Source organism: Brevundimonas kwangchunensis (genome assembly GCF_039523815.1).
GTDB lineage: Bacteria > Pseudomonadota > Alphaproteobacteria > Caulobacterales > Caulobacteraceae > Brevundimonas > Brevundimonas kwangchunensis.
Window position 1 is genome coordinate 212943 of record NZ_BAAAGA010000002.1, and the last position, 21500, is coordinate 234442.

The following is a 21500-nucleotide window of genomic DNA, read 5'->3' on the forward strand; positions in this document are numbered from 1 at the left end:
CCTATCGCCCCTCGAACGTCCCGCGTCGCTTCTCCAGCGAGGCCGACACCCCTTCGAGGTGGTCTTCCGTCAGGTGGGCCAGCGCCTGCATGGCGGCGGTCATCTCGAGGATCTGGTCGAAGGTCGCGTCGCGGCCCTGACGCAGCAGGGCCTTGGTCATGCGCAGGGCGTGCGGCGCCTGGGCGGCGATGTCGCCGGCGATGGCCATGGCCTCGTCCATCAGCCGCTCGGGCGCGACGACCCGGCTGACCAGTCCCCACTCCATGGCGGTCTGCGCATCCAGCACCCGGCTGGTGAACAGCATCTCGGCCGCGCGGGCATAGCCGACGTTGCGCGGCATCAGCCACGCGCCGCCGTCGCCCGGCAGGATGCCCAGCTTGAGGAAGGGCACGCCGAACGAGGCGGTCTCCGAGGCGATACGGATGTCGCCCAGCCCGGCGATGTCGCAGCCCAGACCCATGGCCGGGCCGTTCACGGCGCTGACCAGCGGCACTTCCAGCCCGTAGAGCGAGCGCACGATCCGGTGCACCACCCGCCGATAGCGTTCGCGAATCTCGGCGCCCGAGCCCTCGAACAGGTCCCGCCGTTCGCGCATGGCCTTCAGGTCGCCGCCGGCCGAGAAGGCTCGGCCGGCCCCCGTCAGCACCACGCAGCGCACCGACAGGTCGGCGTTTACCCGCTCGCAGGCGGCGGCGAACGCCTCACCGTCCTCCAGGTCGGGCAAGGCGTTCAGCCGGTCGGGCCGGTCCAGGGTCCAGAGTTCGATGGCGCCGCGGCGCTCGGTGCGGATCAGGGTCATGGGACGGCTGTGCCGGAAACTGGCGGCGGAGACAAATCGCAAGGAGCCGGTGCGTGCGAAGTGGTTGGTGGTTAGTGATGAGTGGTTGATCGCGCGAGTGGATGTGGCGATCACGGTCTGGCCGGTGCCGCAGAGCGCATGATCTCTTGCTCCCACTAACCACTAACTACCAATCACTCCCCAAACGCACAAAGCCCCGGCCTTTCGGCCGGGGCTCTGCGGTGTGTCAGGATGACGGTCTCGCCCTACCGGCGCGCCTTGTCGATCTTGATCGGCACGAAGTTGGACGGGTGGCTGATCATGCGATCGCCGGCGCCGTTGGTGTTCTTCGTGTTCACCAGCATTCCGCCGAAGAGCGCAAAGCTCATCATGGCGTGCTGGAGGTTGCGGTCCTTGTCGTTCATCTGTGATGTCTCCTTTCGTTGAACGATGAAAAGAGACACGTCGTGCTTACAGGGGTTTTCACCCTCCTAGTCGTTTCGCGTCATGGTCAAGGTAGGTTCACCGTGCCGAAACGTCAACTCATTTTACTCCGCTAGCGGACCATATTTTGCACCGATGTCATCAACTGTCACTCCCACGCCACGCCCCGGTCCGCCCCGCGCCATCGCCACGCCCTGCGTCAAGGTCTGTATCGTCGATGGCCCGACGGGCCTGTGCCTGGGCTGTTTCCGGTCCCTGCAGGAGATCGGCGGCTGGAGCAGCCTGACCGACGATCAGCGCGCGGCGATCATGGCGGAGCTCCCGTCCCGTCGCGACCGCATCGATCCGGCGAAGCTGGGTGGCTAGGGGCCAGGGATTGGGGCTATGGACTAGGGATTACAGTGGGGCGCGACACGGTGCGGGCGCAGGGTCGGCAACCGAGGCGTTGAGGTCATCGCGGTATTCCCCAATCCCTGGCCCCTAGTCCCTAGTCCCTAGTCCCTCCGCTTAACCCGCCGTCCACCATCCTCCTTCACCGCATCCCAATCGCTACATGGGACAAGACGCATGCGCCGCAGAAGCGGCGACCGTTTCCGCGAGTGCGTTGTTCATGCGTTTCGATCTTTCCTCCGCCGCCGTCGTGGGCATGGCCGTCGCGTCTTCGCTGGCGGTCCTTTGGTGGATGGATCAAGCCGGCCTGCGCGGTCAGGCCCAGGCCGCCGAGGTTCCCGCCGTAGTCATGCCCGCGCGGGGCGAGCCCGGCCAGGTGCTGAAGGCCGCCGATGGTCACTACTGGGCCGAGGCGATGATAGACGGTCGCGCCGTCCGTGTGATGGTCGATACCGGCGCCAGCGTGGTCGCCCTGACGCCCGAGGACGCCGCCCGTCTGGGGCTGAAGCTGAAGCCCGAGGATTTCACCGCCACCGTCGTGACAGCCTCCGGGCCGGTCGCCGCCGCTCGTGTCGAGCTGAAGGCCGTCGCCGTCGCCGGCACGCACGTCGACAAGGTAGAGGCTCTCGTTGTGCAGCAGGGGCTGCCGCACTCGCTGCTGGGCATGAGCTATCTGGGCCGCCTGTCGGGCTTCACCGCCACGCCGGCCGCCCTGACCCTGCGCCCCTGATCGTCAGGCCGGCAGGAAGGCCTTGATCACGACCGACAGGGCCGTCGCCACCATGTAGATAGCGAAGATCCGGCGCAGCAGCTTCCGGTCCAGCCGGTGGGCGAGCCGGGCTCCGTACGGCGCCACGGCGGTGGTCAGCCCGCCCATGATGATCGCCGCCGGAATGTTGACGTAGCCGACCGAGAGCGGCGGCCGCCCCAGCGCATCCCAGCCGAACACCACGAAGCCCAGTGTCGCGGCCGCGCCGATGGCGACGCCGAAGCCCGAGGCCGTCGCCACGGCCTGATGGATCGGCCGTCCGCACAGGGTCATCATCAAGCCGCCGAAGCTGCCGCCGCCGATCCCCATCATGGCCGACAGGCTTCCTATCCCGGTTCCGACGACACGACGCCCCCAACCGGTCGGCACCTCCTTCGCCAGGGTGAACCGCTCGGGCAGCAGACCCAGCTGCAGGCCGATCAGAGCCAGACAGATGCCATAGACGATCGCCAACCCCTCCATCGAGGCGATGCCCGCGATCGCCGCCCCGACCAGACCGCCGAATCCGACCCAGGGCGCCCAGCTCTTCAGCACGGCCTCGTCCACCGCGCCATGCGCCCGGTGCGCCCCCAGCGACCGCCAGCTGGTCGCCACGATGGTCAGCAGGCTGGTGCCGACCGCGACGTGCAGATTGGCCTCGCCGCCGACGCCCAGAACCTCGAAGGCGTAGAACAGCACCGGTACGATCACCGTCCCGCCGCCCACGCCGAACAGCCCGGCCACGATCCCCCCGAACAACCCCGCCGCGACCATCGCGGCCAGCAGGGTCAGGAGCTCGGTCAGGGGGAGGGTGGTCATGGTGGGGAGGGACCAAGGACTGGGATTAGGGGCTAGGGACTAGGGACTAGGGATGAGAAATTCGCTGGCGCTCCGATGAAGCCGCCACACAGAACAGCACTTAACTGCTCAAGCCCCCTGGTCCCTAATCCGTAGCCCCTAATCCCTATTCAGCCAGCCAGAACAGATCCTCGACCTTCAGCTCCAGCGCCCGCGCGAGGCTCAGCGCGATGATGGTCGAGGGGGTGAATATCCCGTTTTCGACCGTGTTGATCGTCTTGCGCGACACGCTGGCCCTCTCGGCCAGCTCAGCCTGCGTCAGTCCGGCCGCGAGCCGCGCCTCCTTGAGGCGGGACGCCAGTCGTGGATCACCCATCCTTGCCGAACTCCCGATCCAGCCAGGCGTAGCGGATGCCCGCCGCGGCGCCGCCGGCCGCCAGCACGAAGGGCAGGGCCACGACTGCGGCGTCCGTGCGCCAAAGGCCCAGGCCGAAGGCAATCGTCCCGCCGGCCATCATGACGATGAAAGCCGCCGCGATCGCCCGCGCCCTCAGCACAGACGTCAGCTCATCTTCCATGTAGCGCTTGTTCGTCCGGGTCAGATGATCCCAGCCCATGGCGATCGCCGCGACAATCCAGGCGTAGATTACCGGCAGCGCGACACTCAGATAGTCTCCGAACCCGCCCTCTCCGGACAGGATGTCCTGAAGTGCGAACGTCGCCTGTACCAGGAAGGCGAGTGTCACCAGCGGGAACAGCCACAGCTGATACGCACGCTGGCCCTGCAGCCGGTCGCGCTTTGTCTGCTCGCCCTCGGGTGTCCAGTGCCGTCCCGGACGCAGCAGCAGCGCCGAGATCACTCCAGCCAGCGCGATCACGAGACCGGCGCCCGCCAGCACGCCCCAGCCTGTCGCCTCGTCCCCGGTCTTCGGCAGGCCGACCACGAAGCCGACCGCCGTCGCGACCGAGCCCAGCGCCGCCGCGATCAACGCGCCACGGTAGAGCCCGCGGCGCTTGCGGACCTCCGTCTGAAGTGCGGCGTCGTCCATAACCTGTCCTCCGTAAGTGCGTGTCACCTACGGGTTACATGTCACCTATCGGTTACATGAGTCAAGAGCGTCAGATCAGGATCGCGCCTTCGTGCCTCAGCAGCCAGGTCTTGCGCTCCAGCCCGCCGCCGAAGCCGACCATGGCGCCGTCCGCCCCGATGACGCGGTGACACGGCAGGACCAGAGGGATCGGGTTACGGTTCAGGGCCACGCCCGCCGCCTGCGCCGCACTGGCCTCTCCGGCGCGCTTCGCCATCTCGCCATAGGTGATCGTCGTCCCGGCCGGCACCTCGGACAGGGCGACCCAGACCCGCGCCTGGAACCCGCCGTCCGCCGCCGCGTCCTCCAGCGTCCAAGGGATGCGCGTGAAGGCGTCCATGTCGCCGGCGAAATAGGCGTCGATGCCCTCGCGCACCGCCGTCGGCGTCTCGTCCTCGAGAAAGCTGGCGCGCGGATACTCGCGCCGCATCGCCTTGGTCAGACCGTCGCCGAACGACACGCCGCGCAGACGGCCCTGCTCGTCCGTGGCGATCGCCAGAGGGCCGACGGGCGAGGGCAGGGTGCTGGTGGTCAGGCGCGGAATCATGAGCGGCAGTCTGCCCCGGCTTCAGCCTTGCGGCATCATCGCATTCATCTCGCCCCAGCCCAGCGCGCCCTCCATCATCGGCCCGCTGTCGCCGTCCTTCAGGAAGGCCGCGGCTAGCGACGCCGCACGGCCATAGGCAGCGCTCGACAGCCCCGAGCCGGCGCTCAGCCGCCGCACGCCCAGCCGCTCCAGCTCCGCCGCGCCCGGCAGGCCCGGGAAGGCCAGCAGGTTCACCGGCAGGTTCGTTCCGGCCACCACTTCGGCGATCCCGTCCGCATCCGTCAGCCCCGGAACGAACAACCCGTCGGCGCCCGCCTCGGCATAGATCACCCCGCGCCGCAGGGCCTCGGCCGGTCGTCCCGCCGCCTCGCCCAGCCCCGCCAGCCACACGTCCGTGCGGGCATTGATGAACAGACTCGGCCCCACCGCCGCGCGGATCGCCTCGATCTTCGCCGCCAGCAGCGCCGGATCGCCGCCGCCGTCCTCGATGTTGATGCCGTGTGCTCCGGCCAAGACGATGCGGCGGGCATTGTCGGCGACCTCTTTCGGATCGTCGGAATAGCCGCCCTCGAAATCCACGCTGACCGGCAGGCCCTGCGAGGCTCGCACCACATCGGCGCACATGGCCACGGCCCGGTCGACCGGCAGGGCGTCGCCGTCCGGCCAGCCCAGCGACCAGGCGCAACCCGCGCTGGTCGTGGCGATCGCCTTCGCCCCCAGCGACCGCACCACGGCCGCGCTTCCGGCGTCCCAGGCGTTGGGCAGGATCAGCAGGCCGGAGCGGTGCAGGTCGCGGAAGGTGGTCATGGCGGTCTCCCTGTGTTTCCGGCCACGGTGGTCGTGGCGCGGGCGGTCGTCTGGCGGCTTTCGGCCATCCTCATCATGGCTCGCCGAGGCAACCGGATCAGGGCGCGGTCCGTTTCCGTCGTCAACGATAACGGAGATAGTTGATGAGCCTCCCCCGGATCCTCCCCGTCGCAGCCGGCGCCCTGATGCTGGCCGCCGCCCCTGCCGCCTTCGCCCAGACCAACACCCAACAGGAGCCCAGCCAGCAGCAGGAGCGTATCGGCGCCATCCTTGGCGCCCTCTTCGGCGACCGTCTGGGCGTCACCACCTCGGTCGAAAGCCAGTGGGCCGCCGGCCGTCGTCCGCTGCAGACCCAGCGCACCCAGTTCAACACCCGCATCGATGCAGAAGTCCGCTCCGGAAACCTCACCCGCGCCAATGGCGACCGCCTGAAGGCCGAATATGACGAGGTCGTCGCGCTGGAGACCCGCTACGGCGCCGACGGCCGTTTCACCACGCAGGAGCGCAACGAGCTTGCTGACCGCTACGGCGCCATCACCCAGGCGCTCAGCGATGGCGGCTGGTCCAGCGGCGGTTCCGGCTCCACGACCCTGACTGTGGCCAACGGCCGGACGGAGTTCGATCGCCGCGTCGACGCCGCCGTCTCCGCCCGCCGTCTCAGCCGCACAGAGGGCTCCCGCCTGAAGGCCGACTACGCTTCGCTGGTTACGGTCGAGGCCGGCTACGCCCGCGACGGCATCAGCGCCCGCGAGCGCGAGGATCTGGACGCGCGCCTCGACGCCCTCGACGCCCGCGTAGGGGATGTAAGCTACGGCGGCGGCTCGACGAGGGTCGACAACCGCACCCGCCTGTCGAACATCGAGCGCGCCCTGCCGAACGCCGGCCTGAGCGCCACCGCTCGCGCCCAACTGCTGGTCGAGCATGGTGATCTCGTCCGTCTGGAGGCCGCCTACGGCCGCATCCAGCCCTCGTCCGACGACCGCGCTTATCTGGAGCGCCGGATCAGCGATCTGGAAACCCGCGCCCGCGTCCGTCGCTGACGCCAACCTGCTGACACTGCTGCCATCCTGTGGCGGCAGTGTCGGCGCCGCGCGGCTGGCGTGAGCGCCCGCCGCCGCCTACATTCCGTTCATGGCCCGTTCCCCCAGCAAGTCGACCCCGCAGGGGACGCCCAAGCCCGTGCACGCCCCCGGTCTGCAGGAGGCGCAGGCGCCCTTCGTGCAGGACGGGCCCGTCGGCGGGAAAATGCCGATGTTCGCGCCGGTCTCCGGGCCGCGCCTTACGCCTGAGGAAGCCCCCGGCGCTCCTTCTGACTGGAAGCCGCACCGCCCCGAACGGCCCGGCGACAAGAAGCGCATCCCCTTCCGGCTGGAGACGAAATACACCCCCGCCGGCGACCAGCCCGCCGCCATCGCCGAGCTGGTCGAGACCGCGAAGGCCGGCGAGCGCGATCAGGTCCTGCTGGGCGTCACCGGCTCCGGCAAGACCTTCACCATGGCCAAGGTCATCGAACAGACCCAGCGCCCGGCCCTCATACTGGCCCACAACAAGACCCTCGCGGCCCAGCTCTATTCCGAGTTCAAGAGTTTCTTCCCGGACAATGCGGTCGAATACTTCGTATCGTATTATGATTACTATCAACCTGAAGCATATGTACCGAAAACCGATACTTATATCGAGAAAGACAGCTCGATAAATGAGCAGATAGACCGGATGCGACATTCTGCAACCCGGGCTATACTCGAAAGAGACGACGTCATCGTCGTGGCCTCGGTCAGCTGCATCTACGGCATCGGGTCGGTGGAGACCTATACGGCCATGACCTTCGGGCTGAAGGTCGGGGACCAGATCGATGAGGCGAAGCTGCGGGCCGATCTGATCGCGCTGCAGTACAAGCGCAACGACGTGCATTTCGAGCGCGGCATGTTCCGCAAGCGCGGCGACGTGCTGGAGATCTTCCCGGTCCACCTCGAGGACCGCGCCTGGCGCATCAGCCTGTTCGGCGACGAGGTCGAGGCCATTCAGGAGTTCGACCCCCTGACCGGCAAGAAGACCAACGACCTCGAGGAGGTCACCGTCTACGCCGCCAGCCACTACGTCACCCCGCGTCCTACGCTCAACCAGGCCATCGGCGGCATCAAGGCCGAGCTGAAGGAGACGCTCGACTGGATGGTCGAGAACGGCAAGCTGCTGGAGGCCCAGCGCCTCGAACAGCGCACCCGCTTCGATCTGGAGATGATGGAGGCCACCGGCTCCTGCGCCGGCATCGAGAACTACAGCCGCTGGCTGACCGGCCGCGCGCCGGGCGAGCCGCCGCCGACCTTCTTCGAATACATCCCCGACAACGCCCTGCTGTTCGTGGACGAGAGCCACGTCACCATCGGTCAGATCGGCGCCATGTACCGCGGCGACTACCGCCGCAAGTCGACCCTGGCCGAGTACGGCTTCCGCCTGCCCAGCGCCATCGACAACCGCCCGCTCAAGTTCGACGAGTGGGACGCCATGCGCCCCCAGACCGTCCATGTCTCGGCCACCCCCGGCCCGTGGGAGATGGAGAAGACCGGCGGCGTCTTCACCGAACAAGTCATCCGCCCCACCGGCCTGATCGACCCCCCGGTCGAGATCCGCCCGGTCACCGGCGCCACGCGCAACCAGGTCGACGACGTCATCGACGAGGTCAAGGCCGTCGCCCGCCAGGGCTACCGCTCCCTGGTCACCGTCCTGACCAAGAAGATGGCCGAGGACCTGACGGAGTACATGCACGAGCAGGGCGTCCGCGTCCGCTACATGCACTCCGACGTCGACACGCTGGAGCGCATCGAGATCCTGCGCGACCTGCGCCTCGGCTCATTCGACGTCCTGATCGGCATCAACCTGCTGCGCGAGGGTCTCGACATCCCCGAGTGCGGCCTGGTCGCCATCCTCGACGCCGACAAGGAGGGCTTCCTGCGCTCCGAGACCTCGCTGATCCAGACCATCGGCCGTGCCGCCCGCAACGTCGACGGCCGCGTCATCCTCTACGCCGACCGCATGACCGGTTCGATGGAGCGCGCCATCGCCGAGACCAACCGCCGGCGCGAGAAGCAGGAGGCGTACAACGCCGAGCACGGCATCACGCCAGAGTCCGTCAAGCGCGACATCAAGGAGATCATGGCCTCGCCCTACGAGAGCCGCGAGATGGACCGCCTGACCCGCCCGGGCGTCGCCGAGGACGCCAAACCCTTCGTCGGCTCCAACTTCCAGGCCGCCCTCAAGGACCTCGAGGGCCGCATGCGCGACGCCGCCGCCAACCTCGAGTTCGAGGAAGCCGCCCGCCTCCGCGACGAGATCAAGCGCATGAAGCTCCTCGACCTCGAATTCGCCAACGAGGCCCTGACGGGGGCCGGGGAAGAGGTGGATACGTCAGCGCCGAAGCGGTGGAGGGCCGAGGCGCGGGCGGAGAAGGTGGAGGCGTTCCGGAAGGGGAGGCGGTGAGTTTAAGCTGCGAGGTCCAATGTGGAGTTTCCAGCATTGTCTCTGACAACATCGACAACATTTGCGACGACCGCGTCGGTTATGTTGACAGTTCTTTTCGTCCAGTCATCGTATTTTGACGTCAAACCTCCATCGCCCAGCGTCCTCTTTAGTAATATAGGATTGCTTTTTAGGTGTGGTGTTATGGCGTCTTCACAGTAAGCGATGTAGCAGGTTACATTCTTTAGTTCGCCGATTCCCAGCACAGAGCAAATTGCTGTTGCTCGCAGGAACATGCCTCTGAACTGGGACTTAGCCTTTTCCCACTTCTTGGTGTCGAGTTTGCTCTTCAGTTCAATAATATGAAGTGACAGGCCATTCTCAGAAAATTCTAAAAATGCACCGTCAGCGCACTCGTTTGACGCAAGCCATTTCACAGCGGTCTCGCTGGGCCCAAACTGTAGCGCGTCTCCACTGATCTGAATTTTAATGGATCCCGCCCCTCCGGGATCCTTCTCTTCAACTATCAGCGACGACTCGACTATCTGAACAGTCTTTTCTTTCAGAAATAATTTGCACAGCTTATCTTTCCCCTCCCAAGCCGCTTTCATTATCGTGAGTCCATCGCAACAACCTCGCTCGAGAGGCTTTCCAATGGCTGATTTAGGGATGGGACAACAAATCCACCGGATGACTTGCCCAGTTCTTTGACGACAGTCCCGTCTTCTTCGGAAGCAAACTCGTAAGCTCGAGCCATGGCAGGATCCAAGACTTCATCTTTAGCGTAACCGAAGGCCTTGCACAGCGCCGTCTTTCTCGGGTGATCGTGCAGTTGCATGGAGATGTTCATCTGCTGCAAGAAAGTGTCGCTATGGGTAGTCAGCACGACGGGTACCCCAGCGTTCACTAGCCTAGCTATAGCCCGAGCCACGCTTCTCTGCGCTGACAGATGAAGGTGCGCTTCGGGTTCTTCGAATATAACTCCGGATCTCAGTTGGCCTGATCGTAGCAGGATCATGAACGGTGCGAGTTCGGTGACCATAGAGGAAGACACATGAAGTGGGAGTGCCTTGCCGTCTGAGCTTGTTACATAGCTGAACTGCCGGTTGACCCCTGATCCAGACTTGATCGTCCCGTTGAGCACTTCCTTCTCAACGGCTTGCGCAATTTTTGAGAACTTCGGTTCCGAAGTTCTCGGAGCGTCATTCAACGCCTGCAGAAATCGGATCGTTGGTAGGGGAAACTCGGCAGACGCTGTCGCTCCGCCACTAATGCCTAACTTGTCGATTAGGCCTGATACCAGCGATCGGAAAGCGAGCATGAGTCCGGTACGTGCGGCCGGCACATAGATCGCGCCTCTATCCGAAGACGGTTGAAGGCCACCGGAAAGCACTCCAGACAAGAAAAAGTTGTAGAAAACAGACTCAAGAATTGAGTTGGATTCAGGATCAGATTTCAATCCAACCTTAAGATCGGGGTCAGATTCTTCTTCTCCCCAAGCAAACAGTCCGTGGCGCGCTTCCGCCATGTAAACGGATTGGATTGATTTCGGAAAACAGTCGCTATCTAGTCCGATCTCTATCTTTCGCGCAGACACATCGTCATAGGAAAGGACGTGCCTGAGGAGTGCATCTTTGCGATCTTTGATTGTGTTGTTGATGTCGCGCTCAATCATCGAGCGGTCATCGCTGGTCAGATTGTAGACGGAATCTTCGCCAGTCGCATCTGCGCTATACAGAATACGCCTGAACCACTCCGGTGTTGCTTTACCCCGCCTCTCAGAGCGATTAAAAAGCAACTCTTGACCATTCATTAGAGCCCATATCAGAGAAGCGATATGGCTTTTCCCCGTGTTGTTTTTTCCCACGAGCATAACAAGCGGCGCCATGTGAATCTGGGCTCGCCGAATTTTTCCGAAACCTTCGACATTGAGGCTCCACTGTGGGAAGCGGACCCCGGTGTCGAAGGGATGTCGGCTGCTTCTCTGGGATTTCGGCATGCAAGTCCTCAACGTACGCCACCGGCGTATCAGGGGTGCGCGCGTGTTTCAACGCATGGCTGTCGGGCTGGGCGGCATTGGATGCACAATCACGCTACTTGCCGTGCGTACGACCAAATCTGACCCACCATCCCTCTAGCCTCCGCGCCTGACCCGCAGACCGGGTCGCCAGCGCAGGGGAGGACGGGATGACGACGACGCGTGTAACCCACTACCGGACGGCCAGTCCCGAGACGTGGAGCCTGATCCGGGGCGCCTGGCGGTCGGGATTGTCGCTCTCCCTCCCCCTGGGGGAGGGCGGTCGCGGAACGGCCGGCCAGGGGTGGCTGTGGGATCGGGCGCCAAGGGGGTGAGGCCGCCCCTACCCGGCCTCGCCTTTGGCTCGGCCACCCTCCCCGGGGCGGGTAGGGAGATTGGGCCGTCCACAATCGAGAGAACAAACGCGGAACAAAAAGATTTCCGATGCATGACCTCCGCGCTATCGGAGACCCGTGACCCACACCCTGCCCCCTGAGCCGACCGACGGCGCCCGACTGCTGCATGTGTGCTGCCTCCGCCCCTCCTGCGGGCACGACGCCGTGCTGAAGCCGGGCGAGGTGTTCGGCGATCGGCCCTGGCCCGCCGAGGGGCTGTCGCACCGTTTCCGCTGTCTGTGCGGCGGGCGGGTGGCGCATGTCAGCTATGTGCTGCGGCGGCCCAAGGGCGACAATCCGTGCGGGTGGCTCTGAGCGATGCTGCATGCGCCCCTGGGACCCGAGAAGCCGCCGCCGCTGGTGACGATCGGCGCGGCGCGGCATCGGCGGATGACGCTGGATATCCGCTGCAAGCCCTGCAACCGCACCGTTCGCGTACCGAGCGCCTGTCTGCCGGCCGTGCGACGCAGCGTGACGATCGGGGAGCTGTGGCTGGCCGGGCGGTTCCGCTGTGGCGAGTGCCGGCAACCAGCGACGCGGGTGGCCGTGGTCGTCACCGACGCGACGCATACGGAGGTCGAGCGCTGGGCCGTGGGCGAGCCGTTCGTGGCCGAGAAGCTGCGCCGGCACTGGCGCTGGGACCGGTACGACCGGCGCGACTGGGGCGCGTGGTTCGGGCGGTGAGGGGGCTAAACCAGCTCCACCTTCAGCCCCCGCCCAACCACCTTCGCGGCGCGGCTGAGGGTTTCCAGCGTCACGTTCGCGGCGTCGGGGTCCAGCACCCGGTTCAGTTGGGCGCGGCTGGTGTCCATCTCGGCGGCCATGGCCGAGAGGGTCAGGTTGCGGTCCTTCATCGCCTGGCGGAGCTGAAGGGCGATGACGCTTTTGATGGCGCGTAGCGTGACCTCCTCGCGGATGCCGTCCTCGTCGAGGAAGTCGTCGAGGGTGCCGAGGTGCGACAGGTCGCGGAATTTCATCTCTGTCATGAGGCGACTCTCTAGAGGCTGCACTCTTTCATACGCCGGGACGCGATCTCGATGTCGGTGTGTGGTGTCTTCTGCGTCTTCTTGATGAAGCCGTGGACCACGACGAGCATCTTCTGCCGAGGCTCGTGGAAGAAGATCATCCGGACCTCGCGGTTGCCGCCGAGGCTCGACCGAACCTCCCACAGGCCGCCGCCCAGTGAGCGGCAAAGCGGAAGCCCCATCGGAAACCCGAACTGGATCCGCTTGAGGTCTTCTCCGAGGATCGCGCGGTCCGGCTTATCGAAGGCTCGCAGCCACTCCTGAATAACGGGACGGCCGGCGGGTGTCTGGTAGAAGCGGACGGTGTGCATCTGTCCAATCCTTGGGGATTGTGTGTCTGACCATGCCTTCTCCCACTTGGGTTCGCTCGTCGGGCGGAGCTCCAGTAGTGTACTATAAAAGATACGGATCGCAAGTGGTGAGAGGATCGTCAGATGGCGCCGACCGGGCTTCAATCGGTTTGCGACGAATGATCGGGGCGGGCGGGGTGATCTGAGTTTCTGCGGCTGCCGCCGGCGTCGCCCTCACCTGACGCCTGCGGCGTCTGTCCTCTCCATCGCCTTGAAGGGGCGATGAGGAGTTGAGGCGGTGGGGATACGACCAAATTTGACGTAGCGGTGGTTTATGCCGTCGGGTCATGACCTACGAAGATCGAAAAATCAGGTCGGATGAGACCTGGGAGCGGGTGCGGCGGGAGTGGGAGGCCGGGGCGACCGGGTCTTCGCTGGCGGCGCGCTATGACGTCGGGCTGTCGAACCTGTGGCGGCGGCGACAGTCCGAGAACTGGGTGCGGCGGCCCGAGCCGGAGCGGGCGCCGGAGCCGGTCGAGGGCTGGGAGCGGTACGGGCGGGACAGGCTGGCGGCGTTCGAGCAGCAGTTGGAGGAAACCCGGACGCTGGCGGTCACCCTGGCTGCGGCGATGAACGGCGGGTCGCTGAAGGGCGTGCCGGTCTGGCATGTCGGCTTCGTGCTGGACTGGCGGGCGCAGCGGCTGGACGCCGAGGCGCAGGCGGCGGACCGGGCCTATCTGGAGCCGCACGAATGGACCCACGCCTTCTGGCATGAGGACGGCTCGCTGGCGTCGGTGAAGCGGATGGATATGCTGACGCTGCAGGCCAACCGGGACGACTGGCGCGAGGACAACGGGATACCGGAGGGGGTGGTGGAGTGGTGGCCGTGAGGCGGTGAGCCGCTCTCCCTCCCCGGGACGGGGAGGGAGATTTCACCCAAAGAAAAAGGCGCGGCCGCCGAAGCTGCCGCGCCTTCAACCTTGTAGGGTTCGAGCTCCTAGAGGACCTTGAGGTCCACTGCCGAGGTCTTGCCGCGCTGGGATTCCAGCTCGTACTCGACCTTGGCGTTCTCATCGAGACCCGCCAGGCCGGCCTTCTGGACAGCCGTGATGTGGACGAAAACGTCCGCGCCACCGGTGTCCGGTTGGATGAAGCCGAAACCCTTGGTCGGGTTGAACCACTTGACCGTGCCGGTCGCCATAATTGCGTCTCCGTAAACGCGCTTTCCAGGCGGACGCCCCGACGGGGTCGTCCGTCAGCCCATCTGGACAAGCTCGTTCAGGCGAAAGAGCGATGCGCGGGGTTGGAGGCCGCGCGAAATCCGGACTGCGAGCGAAGTTCTCACCCGCAAAGCGGGACCGGTCAACAGGAAAGCGATTCGCGCGGCACGCGAACCGGCGTTACTCCAGATCGGGACGGACCCTCGTTATCACGCGCACAGACCGCGCGGCGCCCCGTCCAGATGCAGATGGTCGCGGTGCGCCTCGTTGTAGTCGGGCGTCAGCACCGTCGAGAACACCCGGCAGGCGCCGTCGCGGATGCGGTGCAGGAAGCGCCCGGCCTCGGGCCCGTTGCGGCCCTCGCCGGTCCAGTCATTGGTCAGGCTGACGGTGCGGCCGTCCTCCAGCCGCACGGCGGCGACGTCCAGCGCATTGGCCCGCGCATGCTCGCTGGGCCGGTCCTGCGGCTTGTCCGAGTTGTAGATGCGGCGACAGGCGTAGGAGCCGTAGTTCTCGACCCGGGCGACGCGCGAGCCGAGGATCTCCTCCGCGGCGGGCTGCAGCACCTGCCGGTCCCAGATGACATAGCGGACGGCCAGCGGGCACTGCATGACCAGGCCGCCGGGGCTGAGCGGGGTGACGGCGCCGCCGGTGATGCGCACCGCGCCGCGCACGATGCAGAAGCCGCCGTCGTCGCGGTCCTCGGCCCGCTCGACCGTGACGCCGGCCTCACGCAGGACCTGCATGCAGGCGTCGGTCGTGGCGGCGACGTCCTCGGGCGCCGAGGCGTGGCCGAGCTCGAAGTCCGCGACCTTGGCGGCGGTGGCCTGGCCGATCGGCTGGCTGAGATCCAGCGGCTTCCACGGCAGGTCCTGATCCGGCGCGAAGGCGTTCAGCAGGGCGAAGGCCGCGCAGACGCCCAGCGCGGCCTCCCAAAGCAGGTTCCAGAAATCGGCGAAGTCGCGCTTCATGCGGGGAAAGCGTTAACCGAGGACGGGGGCGGGCGCTATCGGGTTCGGCTTCGGGGCGGGGTTGGTTCATCACCAAGAGCACCAAGGTTTCACGAAGGACACCAAGGGAACGAGCGTGTTGGGGCGTCGGAGTCCGGCTGGCGCGGTCGAGGACATGAAGGGCCGCGAAGCGGCCGGGAGACTTCTGTCAGCCGCCCGGGCGCGCTCGAACCTCCGCACCGCCCCCTTCGTGTCCTTCGTGCCCCCTTGGTGTCCTTGGCGAAGAACCCGACGGATCCACCACCCTCAGCCCGCGAAGATCCCCGTCAACGCCCGCGCCATCGCCTGATTGGCCGGCCCGCCCTTCACCCGGTCGTTGGCGATGGAGACCACGGCCAGCCCCCGTGCCGGGGCGACCACGGCGATGGCATGCCACATGGTGTTGGAGCCCTCGTGCGCCAGCGCCGTCCCCTGCGCCCAAGGCGGGGTGCTGGTCCCCCAGCCATAGGCATAGGGCGGGGGCGCGCCCTCCGGCGGCGTGACCAGACGGGTCATCGTCGCGGGGCTCAGCTGGCCGTCGCCGTCGTTCAGATACAGGCGCAGGAAGCGGGCGTAGTCGGCCAGCGTCATATGCATACGCCCGGCCGGACCCAGCAGAGGCGGGTTGTCGGCGCCGCGGGCCGGATCCACGGCGGTGAGCACCTCGCCCATCATCCGGTGGCCCCACGGGTTGTCACCCATGGGCGCGCCGTGGCCGACCGAGGCAGCGCCCATCGGCGCGAACAGGTGCTCGCGGATGGCGTCCTCCCACGACTGGTCGGTGATGCGCTCGATGGCGGCGCCGGCGAGGGCGTAGCCTGCGTTGGAATAGGCGAAGGCGCCGCGCTGGCCGGTCGGGGCCTTGCCCAGCAGGTCGGCGGCGAAGGCGGTGCGCTGCTCGCGGATCGGGCGCTGGTCCTGATGGGCGCCGATCAGCACATCGCGGCTCACGGCCTGACGGTCGTCGATGCCGGCGCGGTGGCGCAGCAGGTCGTCGATGGTGGTCTCGGCATGGCCGGGATCGAGCTTCAGGTCGGGGAAGAGGCTCGACAGCGGGGCGTCCCAGCGGGCGCGGCCCTGCTCGACCAATTTGGCGTAGAGCGCCGCCGTCATCGCCTTGCCGTTCGAGCCGAGGTGCCACAGGTCGTCGGTCGTTGCCGCCTCCGGCTGGCCGGTGCGACGCACGCCGCGCACGCCGGACCAGACCACGCCCTCGCGCCCGACGACAGCCGAGATCATGGCCGGCGGGGCATGCTCGGCGAAGGCCGCGTCGAGGGCGGCATCGGCCTGTGCGGCCGTGTCCTGCGCGAAGGCGAAACGGGGCAGGGCGGCGAGAGCCGGCCCAGCGGCGAGGCCGGCCAGCAGCCAGCGGCGATGGATGATCATGAGGCTTCCCCCGGAGGATTGAGGCTCAAGCGTAGCCGCGGCGGACCGCGAAGACCCGTGACAACGCCGACAGGATCGGGGCGCGATCCGGTCCGTCGGGTTGCAGTGTTGAAACACGATGGCGACATTGCCCGTTCCGCCTCCGGGGCGCAGGGTGGACCGATGGGCAAGAGCAACGACTACGACCGGGCGCTTGAGGCGCTGCAGATCCGGCTGGTGGAGACCCAGGCCAAGACGATCGACAAGGGCCTGCGGACCGTGATCGTGTTCGAGGGCCGGGACACGGCGGGCAAGGACGGGGCCATCAAGCGGCTGACCGAATACATGTCGCCGCGACAGACGCGGGTCGTCGCCCTGCCCAAGCCGACCGAGCGCGAGACGACGCAATGGTATTTCCAGCGCTACGTCCCGCACCTGCCGGCGGCGGGCGAGACGGTGCTGTTCAACCGCTCCTGGTACAATCGGGCCGGGGTGGAGCCGGTGATGGGCTTCTGCACGCCCGAGCAGTACGAGGCCTTCCTGAAGGCCGCGCCGCGCTTCGAGCGGATGCTGGCGGATGACGGGGTAAAGCTGATCAAGCTGTGGCTGGACATCTCCAGGGGCGAGCAGGCGAAGCGGCTGGAGGCGCGGGTCGAGGATCCGCTGAAGCGGTTCAAGGTCTCGTCGCTGGACGCGGAGGCGCAGGCGCGCTGGGACGCCTATTCCGCCGCCCGCGACCGGATGCTGAAGGAGACCGACAGCGAAGCCGCGCCCTGGACGGTGATCTCGACCGACGACAAGAAGACGGCGCGGCTGAACATCATCCGCCATGTCCTGCGCGCCATCGGCGGGCCGGGCGTGGAGGCGGACAAGCCGGACGGCGACGTGGTCTTCGGCGCGGGCAAGGCCAAGGGAAGGCTGTTCGACTGATCAGCCGAACCCCAGCTCGCCCCTGAGCACCTGCGGACTCATTCCCGCCGCGCGCAGCTCGGCCAGGGTTACCGACCGGTCCCGCTTGGCGTAGCGCCGCCCGTCGGCTCCCGTCAGCAGGCGGTGGTGCTGGTAGACCGGCGTCTCCCAGCCCATCAGCGCCTGGATCAGGACCTGGATGTGTGTGGCCTCGAACAGGTCCAGCCCGCGGATGACGCGGGTGACGCCCTGCAGGTTGTCGTCGTGGGTGACGGCCACATGATAGGCCGAGCCGGCGTCCTTGCGGGCCACGACCACGTCGCCGGCGGTCTCGGGCCGGGTGCGGATCAGGCCCCGCTCGTCGCCCTCGCCCTCCTCCACGAAGGCGAGCGCCTCCCAGGCCCGGCCGCCCAGCACCTCGCGGGCGCGGTCCAGCGACAGGCGCCAGGCGTAACCTCGGCCCTCGGCCAGCAGGGCGGCCTCCTCCTCCGCCGGATGGGGCCCCGGCCGCACCGCCTCCGCCGGCCCGTGCGGCGCATCGCCGATGGCGTCCAGGATCTCCTTGCGGGTCCGGAAGCAGCGGTAGAGAAGGCCGCGCCGATCCAGCGCATCGACCACGGCGGCGAAGTCGGCCAGATGATCCGATTGCCGCCGCACCGGCTTCTCCCAGTCAAGACCCAGCCAGGCGAGGTCCTCCAGGATGGCGGCCTCGAACTCAGGCCGACAGCGCGTCGGATCGATGTCCTCGATCCGCAGCACGAACCGCCCGCCCGCCGCGCGCGCCGCCGTCCACGCCGTCAGGGCCGAGAAGGCGTGGCCCCGATGCAGCAGGCCGGTGGGCGAGGGGGCGAAGCGGGTGACGAGGCCGGTCATAGCCGCTTCAACGCACCGGCGCTGGCGGCGGTCTCGACCGCCTGCCGGAGCGTATCGGGCGGAATGAAGTCGAACTGCGCCAGCATGTCCTCCAGCGCCACCTGTCGCTGGGTCATGGCCCATTCAATCGCGACCGCGCCGGGCCCCGTGATGCGCGGCGCGGCCAGGCCGGTGGACTGATAGAGGGTCAGGGGCTGACGCGCCGGCAGTCCATAGTCGGGGTCGCGCGGTATGAGCCGCTCCTGGCTCATGGCGATCTCGTCGGCGAACTCGGGACGCTCGGTCAGGGTGGCGAGGCGCCGGCCTAGGTCCGCGAGTTGCTGCCGCAGCGGCTTCCCCCCGGCCTCGTCGGCCGGGCGCAACCACGCGCGGAACGTTGGATCCTGCAACGCGGCCGACTCCAGCAGGCCGAACAGCACGCGGCCGTAGAGCGGCGTCACCGAGAAGGTCACATGCAGCGATGCGCCCTCGGTCGCCAATGCATCGTGATACCAGCCGCGCGGCAGGTACAGCACGTCGCCGGGACTCATGATGACCTCCTGCATCAGTGGACCACGGGTGCGGGCGAACCAGCGGCGCGCCTCGTCGCTGTCATCCGGCAGGCTCATCGGCGCGTCGGCGCGGTTCTGATACAGCCGCCAGACCTTCTGGCCCTCTACCTGCACCGCAAACACGTGGTGCAGGTCGAAATGGGTGTCGAACGCCTGCACCCCGCCGAACGAACAGTAGACCTTGGCGCCGGTCAGGCCGGCGAAGGTCTTGGACAGGGCCTTGCTGATCGCGCGCAATTCGGGCGTCAGGGACTGCACGTCGCCAGCGATCAGGCTGGCTCCGTTCGCCAGCAGGGTCTGGACCCTGGCGGGCGCGGGGCGGAGGGTGGAGCCGGATTGGCTGCGCGCTTCGCTACAGTAGGCGGAAGGGTCGATGGGCTCGCCGTTGAAGACCATCTTCAGCGTTTGGGCCGTCCAGATCGATGACTGGTCCAGCAGGGCGTTGAACCGGCTCCAGTCCAGCAGGGCGCGCTTGCTCCCCGTCGCGTCGGCCGGCACGTGCAGCGGTTTCCGGTCGTCGTAGTCGGCCCGGAACGTCTCGGTCGTGACCGGCGCCAGCAGATCATCCAGAGTGAACATGGGCGGACGCTAGATGCCCCGCGCACGGCTGTCGACGAGGTTTCATGAACATTACGCCCGGCCCGCAGGAGATCGCCGCCGCCCGCGAAACGCTGGTCGAAATCGACCCTGCGCTTGCGCGCGCGCACGCCGCGACCCCGGTCTTCGAATGGCGCACACGCGTCGGCGGATACGAGGGCCTGTTCCGGATGATCGTCGAGCAGCAGGTGTCGCTCGCCTCGGCGGCGGCGATCTGGAAGCGGGTGACCGAGGGGCTGGACCACGAACTGACGCCGGAGCGGGTGCTGGCCACGGATATCGAGGCCCTGCGCGCCATGGGACTGTCGATCCAGAAGGCGACCTATGGCCACGAGATCGCGCGCGCCCACGTCGATGGCCGGATCGACTTCGACCATCTGGAACGGCTGTCCGATGAGGAGGCCACGGCGCGGCTGGTGGCGATCAAGGGGGTCGGGCGCTGGACGGCTGAAACCTTCCTGATGTTCTGCGAGGGGCGTACCGACGTCTTCCCGGCCGGCGACATCGCCCTGCAGGAAGCGATGAAGTGGGCGGACGGGGCGACGCTGCGGCCGCGTGAAAAGGACGCGTATCGGCGATCCGAAGCATGGAAGCCGCATCGAAGCGTTGCGGCGCATCTGCTTTGGGGGTGGTATGGGGCGGTGAAGCGCGGTGAGGTCGCGCTGGAGGATGCCGCCGCACCGTGACGCCGCTTGTCGATCCCAACCTGGCCACGCCCGAGACGGTTCTCGGCGCGCTGGATTTCGCGGGCGTCGCCGTGTTCGCGGCGACCGGGGCGCTGGCCGCCGCGCGGCAGAAGCACGACCTCGTCACCTTCGCCTTCTTCGGCGCCATCACCGGCGTGGGCGGCGGGACGCTGCGCGACCTGCTGATCGGCGCTCCGGTCTTCTGGGTCCACGACTGGCGCTATATCGCCGTCTGTCTGGCGGCCTCGTTGGCGGTCTGGCTGGTCGGGGCGCGGCCGTGGCGTTTCCGGGCTCTGCTGTGGCTCGATGCGATCGGTCTGGCGGCCTATGGCGTGCTGGGCGCGGCCAAGGCGGACGCCGCCGGCATCGCGCCGCTGATCTGCATCGTCATGGGCGCCCTGACGGCCTGTTTCGGCGGGGTGGTGCGCGACCTGCTGGCCGGCGAGCCGTCGATCCTGTTGAGGCGCGAGATCACCGTGTCCGCCGCGCTGGTGGCGGCGACGGTCTTCGTGGTCGCCCAGGCCTTCGGCCTCTGGGCATGGCCCGCAGCCTTCCTCGCGGCCGCCTGCGGCTTCGCCCTGCGGGCAGGAGCGCTGGTCTGGGGCTGGAGCCTGCCGGCCTTCCCGGGCACCGTCACGCGCTGACGTCGCGAAACCTTCGCCTCCACGTCATCGCCAAGCCCTCGAATCACGGCTACCGTTCACTTGCCTGACCAGGGAAGGAGACGTGTCTTCAGTCCTGTCGCCTCCATAACCCTCCGTCACGCGGAGCGGGCCTGATGCAGGTCCTCAGTCGTCCCCCTTCGGGCTGGCCCGCTCTGGTATTGAACGCCGACTTCCGGCCGCTGTCCTACTACCCGCTGTCGATCTGGCCGTGGGAGGAGGTGGTCAAGGCGGTGTACCAGGACCGTGTCGACGTCGTTTCCGAGTACGACAAGGTCGTTCGCAGCCCGTCGATGGAAATCCGGCTGCCCAGCGTGATCGCGCTGAAGAGCTACGTCGATCAGGACCGCCAGCCGGCCTTCACCCGCTTCAACGTCTTCCTGCGCGACGGCTTCACCTGCCAGTACTGCGGCGACGCGAAGGAACTGACCTTCGACCACGTCGTGCCGCGCTGCTACGGCGGCCGGACCACATGGGAGAACATCGTCGCCGCCTGCGGCCCCTGCAACCTGCGCAAGGGCGGCCGGACGCCGGCGCAGGCGGGCATGCTGGTCCGCCGCGCGCCCCACCGACCCAACTCGTTCCAGCTACAGGAACTCGGCCGCCGCTTCCCGCCGCACTACCTGCACCAGAGCTGGCTGGACTACCTCTATTGGGACATCGAACTGGAGCCGTGAGTGTGTTCGCGGTGGATGATTTGCGGACATCTGCAATGGGCTCATCTCTCCATCGCCCGCCTCAAGGCGATGGCGGACAGGCCGCGAAGCGGTCAGGTGCGGCGGTGGCCGCGGTTACCAGAGCTCCGATCCCATCTGCCGGCGTCGCCTCTCCTGATCTTCGCTGCGCGCCGATCTGTCCTCTCCATTCC

At 67.1% G+C, this 21500-nt stretch carries 27 protein-coding genes; 11 read left to right on the plus strand and 16 right to left on the minus strand.

Going from position 1 to position 21500, the window contains the following annotated elements:
* Window position 1: 1 nt before the first annotated feature.
* Both ABDZ95_RS05950 and ABDZ95_RS05955 read right to left on the minus strand, forming a co-directional pair.
* Complete coding sequence (locus ABDZ95_RS05950; RefSeq protein WP_343791679.1) at window positions 2-799, minus strand: crotonase/enoyl-CoA hydratase family protein; 798 nt, start codon at window positions 797-799, stop codon at window positions 2-4.
* 245 nt (window positions 800-1044) lie between these two features.
* On the minus strand, window positions 1045-1203 hold the full coding sequence (locus tag ABDZ95_RS05955; RefSeq protein WP_343791681.1) for a hypothetical protein: 159 nt from the start codon (window positions 1201-1203) through the stop codon (window positions 1045-1047).
* A gap of 154 nt (window positions 1204-1357) precedes the next feature.
* Here ABDZ95_RS05955 and ABDZ95_RS05960 point away from each other — a divergent pair, with 154 nt between their 5' ends.
* Together ABDZ95_RS05960 and ABDZ95_RS05965 are read left to right on the plus strand one after the other, a co-directional pair.
* The gene (locus ABDZ95_RS05960; protein ID WP_343791683.1) at window positions 1358-1588 is read left to right on the plus strand and encodes a DUF1289 domain-containing protein; all 231 of its coding nucleotides are present in this window, start codon (window positions 1358-1360) and stop codon (window positions 1586-1588) included.
* Window positions 1589-1832: 244 nt separating this feature from the next.
* A complete protein-coding gene (locus tag ABDZ95_RS05965) occupies window positions 1833-2342 on the plus strand; it encodes a retropepsin-like aspartic protease family protein (RefSeq protein WP_343791685.1) in 510 nt (169 codons plus the stop codon).
* Window positions 2343-2345: 3 nt separating this feature from the next.
* On the opposite strand, the gene ABDZ95_RS05970 is transcribed toward ABDZ95_RS05965, so the two are convergent.
* The 5 genes from ABDZ95_RS05970 to ABDZ95_RS05990 all read right to left on the minus strand — a co-directional run bounded on the left by ABDZ95_RS05970 (window position 2346) and on the right by ABDZ95_RS05990 (window position 5600).
* On the minus strand, window positions 2346-3179 hold the full coding sequence (locus ABDZ95_RS05970) for a sulfite exporter TauE/SafE family protein (protein WP_343791687.1): 834 nt from the start codon (window positions 3177-3179) through the stop codon (window positions 2346-2348).
* Window positions 3180-3324: 145 nt separating this feature from the next.
* Window positions 3325-3534: a helix-turn-helix transcriptional regulator gene (locus ABDZ95_RS05975; protein ID WP_343791689.1), complete on the minus strand. Its 210-nt coding sequence runs from the start codon at window positions 3532-3534 to the stop codon at window positions 3325-3327.
* Window positions 3527-4207 carry an LPXTG cell wall anchor domain-containing protein gene (locus ABDZ95_RS05980; protein ID WP_343791691.1) on the minus strand — a complete coding sequence of 227 codons (681 nt, stop codon included), beginning with the start codon at window positions 4205-4207 and terminating at the stop codon, window positions 3527-3529. The genes ABDZ95_RS05975 and ABDZ95_RS05980 overlap by 8 nt, the downstream gene beginning before the upstream one ends.
* Before the next feature lie 70 nt (window positions 4208-4277).
* Entirely contained in the window at window positions 4278-4793 is a 516-nt protein-coding gene (locus tag ABDZ95_RS05985; RefSeq protein ID WP_343791692.1) for a methylated-DNA--[protein]-cysteine S-methyltransferase, read from the minus strand.
* A 21-nt stretch (window positions 4794-4814) separates the two neighbouring features.
* Entirely contained in the window at window positions 4815-5600 is a 786-nt protein-coding gene (locus ABDZ95_RS05990; protein WP_343791694.1) for an isocitrate lyase/PEP mutase family protein, read from the minus strand.
* Window positions 5601-5743: 143 nt separating this feature from the next.
* Here ABDZ95_RS05990 and ABDZ95_RS05995 point away from each other — a divergent pair, with 143 nt between their 5' ends.
* Window positions 5744-6640 (plus strand): hypothetical protein, encoded by an 897-nt coding sequence (locus tag ABDZ95_RS05995; protein WP_343791696.1) that lies wholly within the window; start codon window positions 5744-5746, stop codon window positions 6638-6640.
* A 91-nt stretch (window positions 6641-6731) separates the two neighbouring features.
* Window positions 6732-9074, plus strand: a complete 2343-nt coding sequence (gene uvrB / locus ABDZ95_RS06000) for an excinuclease ABC subunit UvrB (RefSeq protein WP_343791698.1) — start codon at window positions 6732-6734, stop codon at window positions 9072-9074.
* 2 nt (window positions 9075-9076) lie between these two features.
* On the opposite strand, the gene ABDZ95_RS06005 is transcribed toward uvrB, so the two are convergent.
* Together ABDZ95_RS06005 and ABDZ95_RS06010 are read right to left on the minus strand one after the other, a co-directional pair.
* Window positions 9077-9664 (minus strand): hypothetical protein, encoded by a 588-nt coding sequence (locus ABDZ95_RS06005; RefSeq protein ID WP_343791700.1) that lies wholly within the window; start codon window positions 9662-9664, stop codon window positions 9077-9079.
* Entirely contained in the window at window positions 9664-11052 is a 1389-nt protein-coding gene (locus ABDZ95_RS06010) for an AAA family ATPase (protein WP_343791702.1), read from the minus strand. Before ABDZ95_RS06010 ends, ABDZ95_RS06005 begins: the two co-directional genes overlap by 1 nt.
* A gap of 491 nt (window positions 11053-11543) precedes the next feature.
* Between ABDZ95_RS06010 and ABDZ95_RS06015 the strand changes: the two genes are divergently transcribed.
* Together ABDZ95_RS06015 and ABDZ95_RS06020 are read left to right on the plus strand one after the other, a co-directional pair.
* A complete protein-coding gene (locus tag ABDZ95_RS06015) occupies window positions 11544-11780 on the plus strand; it encodes a hypothetical protein (protein ID WP_343791704.1) in 237 nt (78 codons plus the stop codon).
* Window positions 11781-11783: 3 nt separating this feature from the next.
* A complete protein-coding gene (locus ABDZ95_RS06020) occupies window positions 11784-12149 on the plus strand; it encodes a hypothetical protein (RefSeq protein ID WP_343791706.1) in 366 nt (121 codons plus the stop codon).
* Between the two features lie 5 nt (window positions 12150-12154).
* Here ABDZ95_RS06020 and ABDZ95_RS06025 read toward each other — a convergent pair whose 3' ends face one another.
* Both ABDZ95_RS06025 and ABDZ95_RS06030 read right to left on the minus strand, forming a co-directional pair.
* On the minus strand, window positions 12155-12451 hold the full coding sequence (locus ABDZ95_RS06025; protein WP_343791708.1) for a helix-turn-helix domain-containing protein: 297 nt from the start codon (window positions 12449-12451) through the stop codon (window positions 12155-12157).
* Window positions 12452-12462: 11 nt separating this feature from the next.
* Window positions 12463-12801, minus strand: coding sequence for a type II toxin-antitoxin system RelE/ParE family toxin (locus tag ABDZ95_RS06030; RefSeq protein WP_343791710.1), 339 nt, complete (start codon window positions 12799-12801; stop codon window positions 12463-12465).
* 326 nt (window positions 12802-13127) lie between these two features.
* Between ABDZ95_RS06030 and ABDZ95_RS06035 the strand changes: the two genes are divergently transcribed.
* Window positions 13128-13670, plus strand: a complete 543-nt coding sequence (locus ABDZ95_RS06035; protein WP_343791712.1) for a hypothetical protein — start codon at window positions 13128-13130, stop codon at window positions 13668-13670.
* Between the two features lie 107 nt (window positions 13671-13777).
* Here ABDZ95_RS06035 and ABDZ95_RS06040 read toward each other — a convergent pair whose 3' ends face one another.
* From ABDZ95_RS06040 to ABDZ95_RS06050, 3 genes are all read right to left on the minus strand, one after another.
* Window positions 13778-13981 carry a cold-shock protein gene (locus ABDZ95_RS06040; protein WP_125900630.1) on the minus strand — a complete coding sequence of 68 codons (204 nt, stop codon included), beginning with the start codon at window positions 13979-13981 and terminating at the stop codon, window positions 13778-13780.
* A 228-nt stretch (window positions 13982-14209) separates the two neighbouring features.
* Window positions 14210-14971: an extensin-like domain-containing protein gene (locus ABDZ95_RS06045; RefSeq protein ID WP_343791716.1), complete on the minus strand. Its 762-nt coding sequence runs from the start codon at window positions 14969-14971 to the stop codon at window positions 14210-14212.
* Between the two features lie 285 nt (window positions 14972-15256).
* Window positions 15257-16375: a serine hydrolase domain-containing protein gene (locus tag ABDZ95_RS06050; RefSeq protein ID WP_343791718.1), complete on the minus strand. Its 1119-nt coding sequence runs from the start codon at window positions 16373-16375 to the stop codon at window positions 15257-15259.
* Between the two features lie 162 nt (window positions 16376-16537).
* Between ABDZ95_RS06050 and ppk2 the strand changes: the two genes are divergently transcribed.
* The gene (gene ppk2 / locus ABDZ95_RS06055; RefSeq protein WP_343791720.1) at window positions 16538-17284 is read left to right on the plus strand and encodes a polyphosphate kinase 2; all 747 of its coding nucleotides are present in this window, start codon (window positions 16538-16540) and stop codon (window positions 17282-17284) included.
* Here ppk2 and gluQRS read toward each other — a convergent pair whose 3' ends face one another.
* Window positions 17285-18136 (minus strand): tRNA glutamyl-Q(34) synthetase GluQRS, encoded by an 852-nt coding sequence (gluQRS, locus tag ABDZ95_RS06060; protein ID WP_343791722.1) that lies wholly within the window; start codon window positions 18134-18136, stop codon window positions 17285-17287. It abuts the gene before it with no gap.
* Window positions 18133-19266 (minus strand): JmjC domain-containing protein, encoded by a 1134-nt coding sequence (locus ABDZ95_RS06065; RefSeq protein ID WP_343791724.1) that lies wholly within the window; start codon window positions 19264-19266, stop codon window positions 18133-18135. Before ABDZ95_RS06065 ends, gluQRS begins: the two co-directional genes overlap by 4 nt.
* Window positions 19267-19310: 44 nt before the next feature.
* Here ABDZ95_RS06065 and ABDZ95_RS06070 point away from each other — a divergent pair, with 44 nt between their 5' ends.
* From ABDZ95_RS06070 to ABDZ95_RS06080, 3 genes are all read left to right on the plus strand, one after another.
* Complete coding sequence (locus tag ABDZ95_RS06070) at window positions 19311-19970, plus strand: DNA-3-methyladenine glycosylase family protein (RefSeq protein WP_343791726.1); 660 nt, start codon at window positions 19311-19313, stop codon at window positions 19968-19970.
* Window positions 19967-20614: a trimeric intracellular cation channel family protein gene (locus ABDZ95_RS06075; RefSeq protein WP_343791728.1), complete on the plus strand. Its 648-nt coding sequence runs from the start codon at window positions 19967-19969 to the stop codon at window positions 20612-20614. Before ABDZ95_RS06070 ends, ABDZ95_RS06075 begins: the two co-directional genes overlap by 4 nt.
* 134 nt (window positions 20615-20748) lie before the next feature.
* A complete protein-coding gene (locus tag ABDZ95_RS06080) occupies window positions 20749-21309 on the plus strand; it encodes an HNH endonuclease (RefSeq protein WP_343791730.1) in 561 nt (186 codons plus the stop codon).
* Window positions 21310-21500 lie beyond the last annotated feature (191 nt).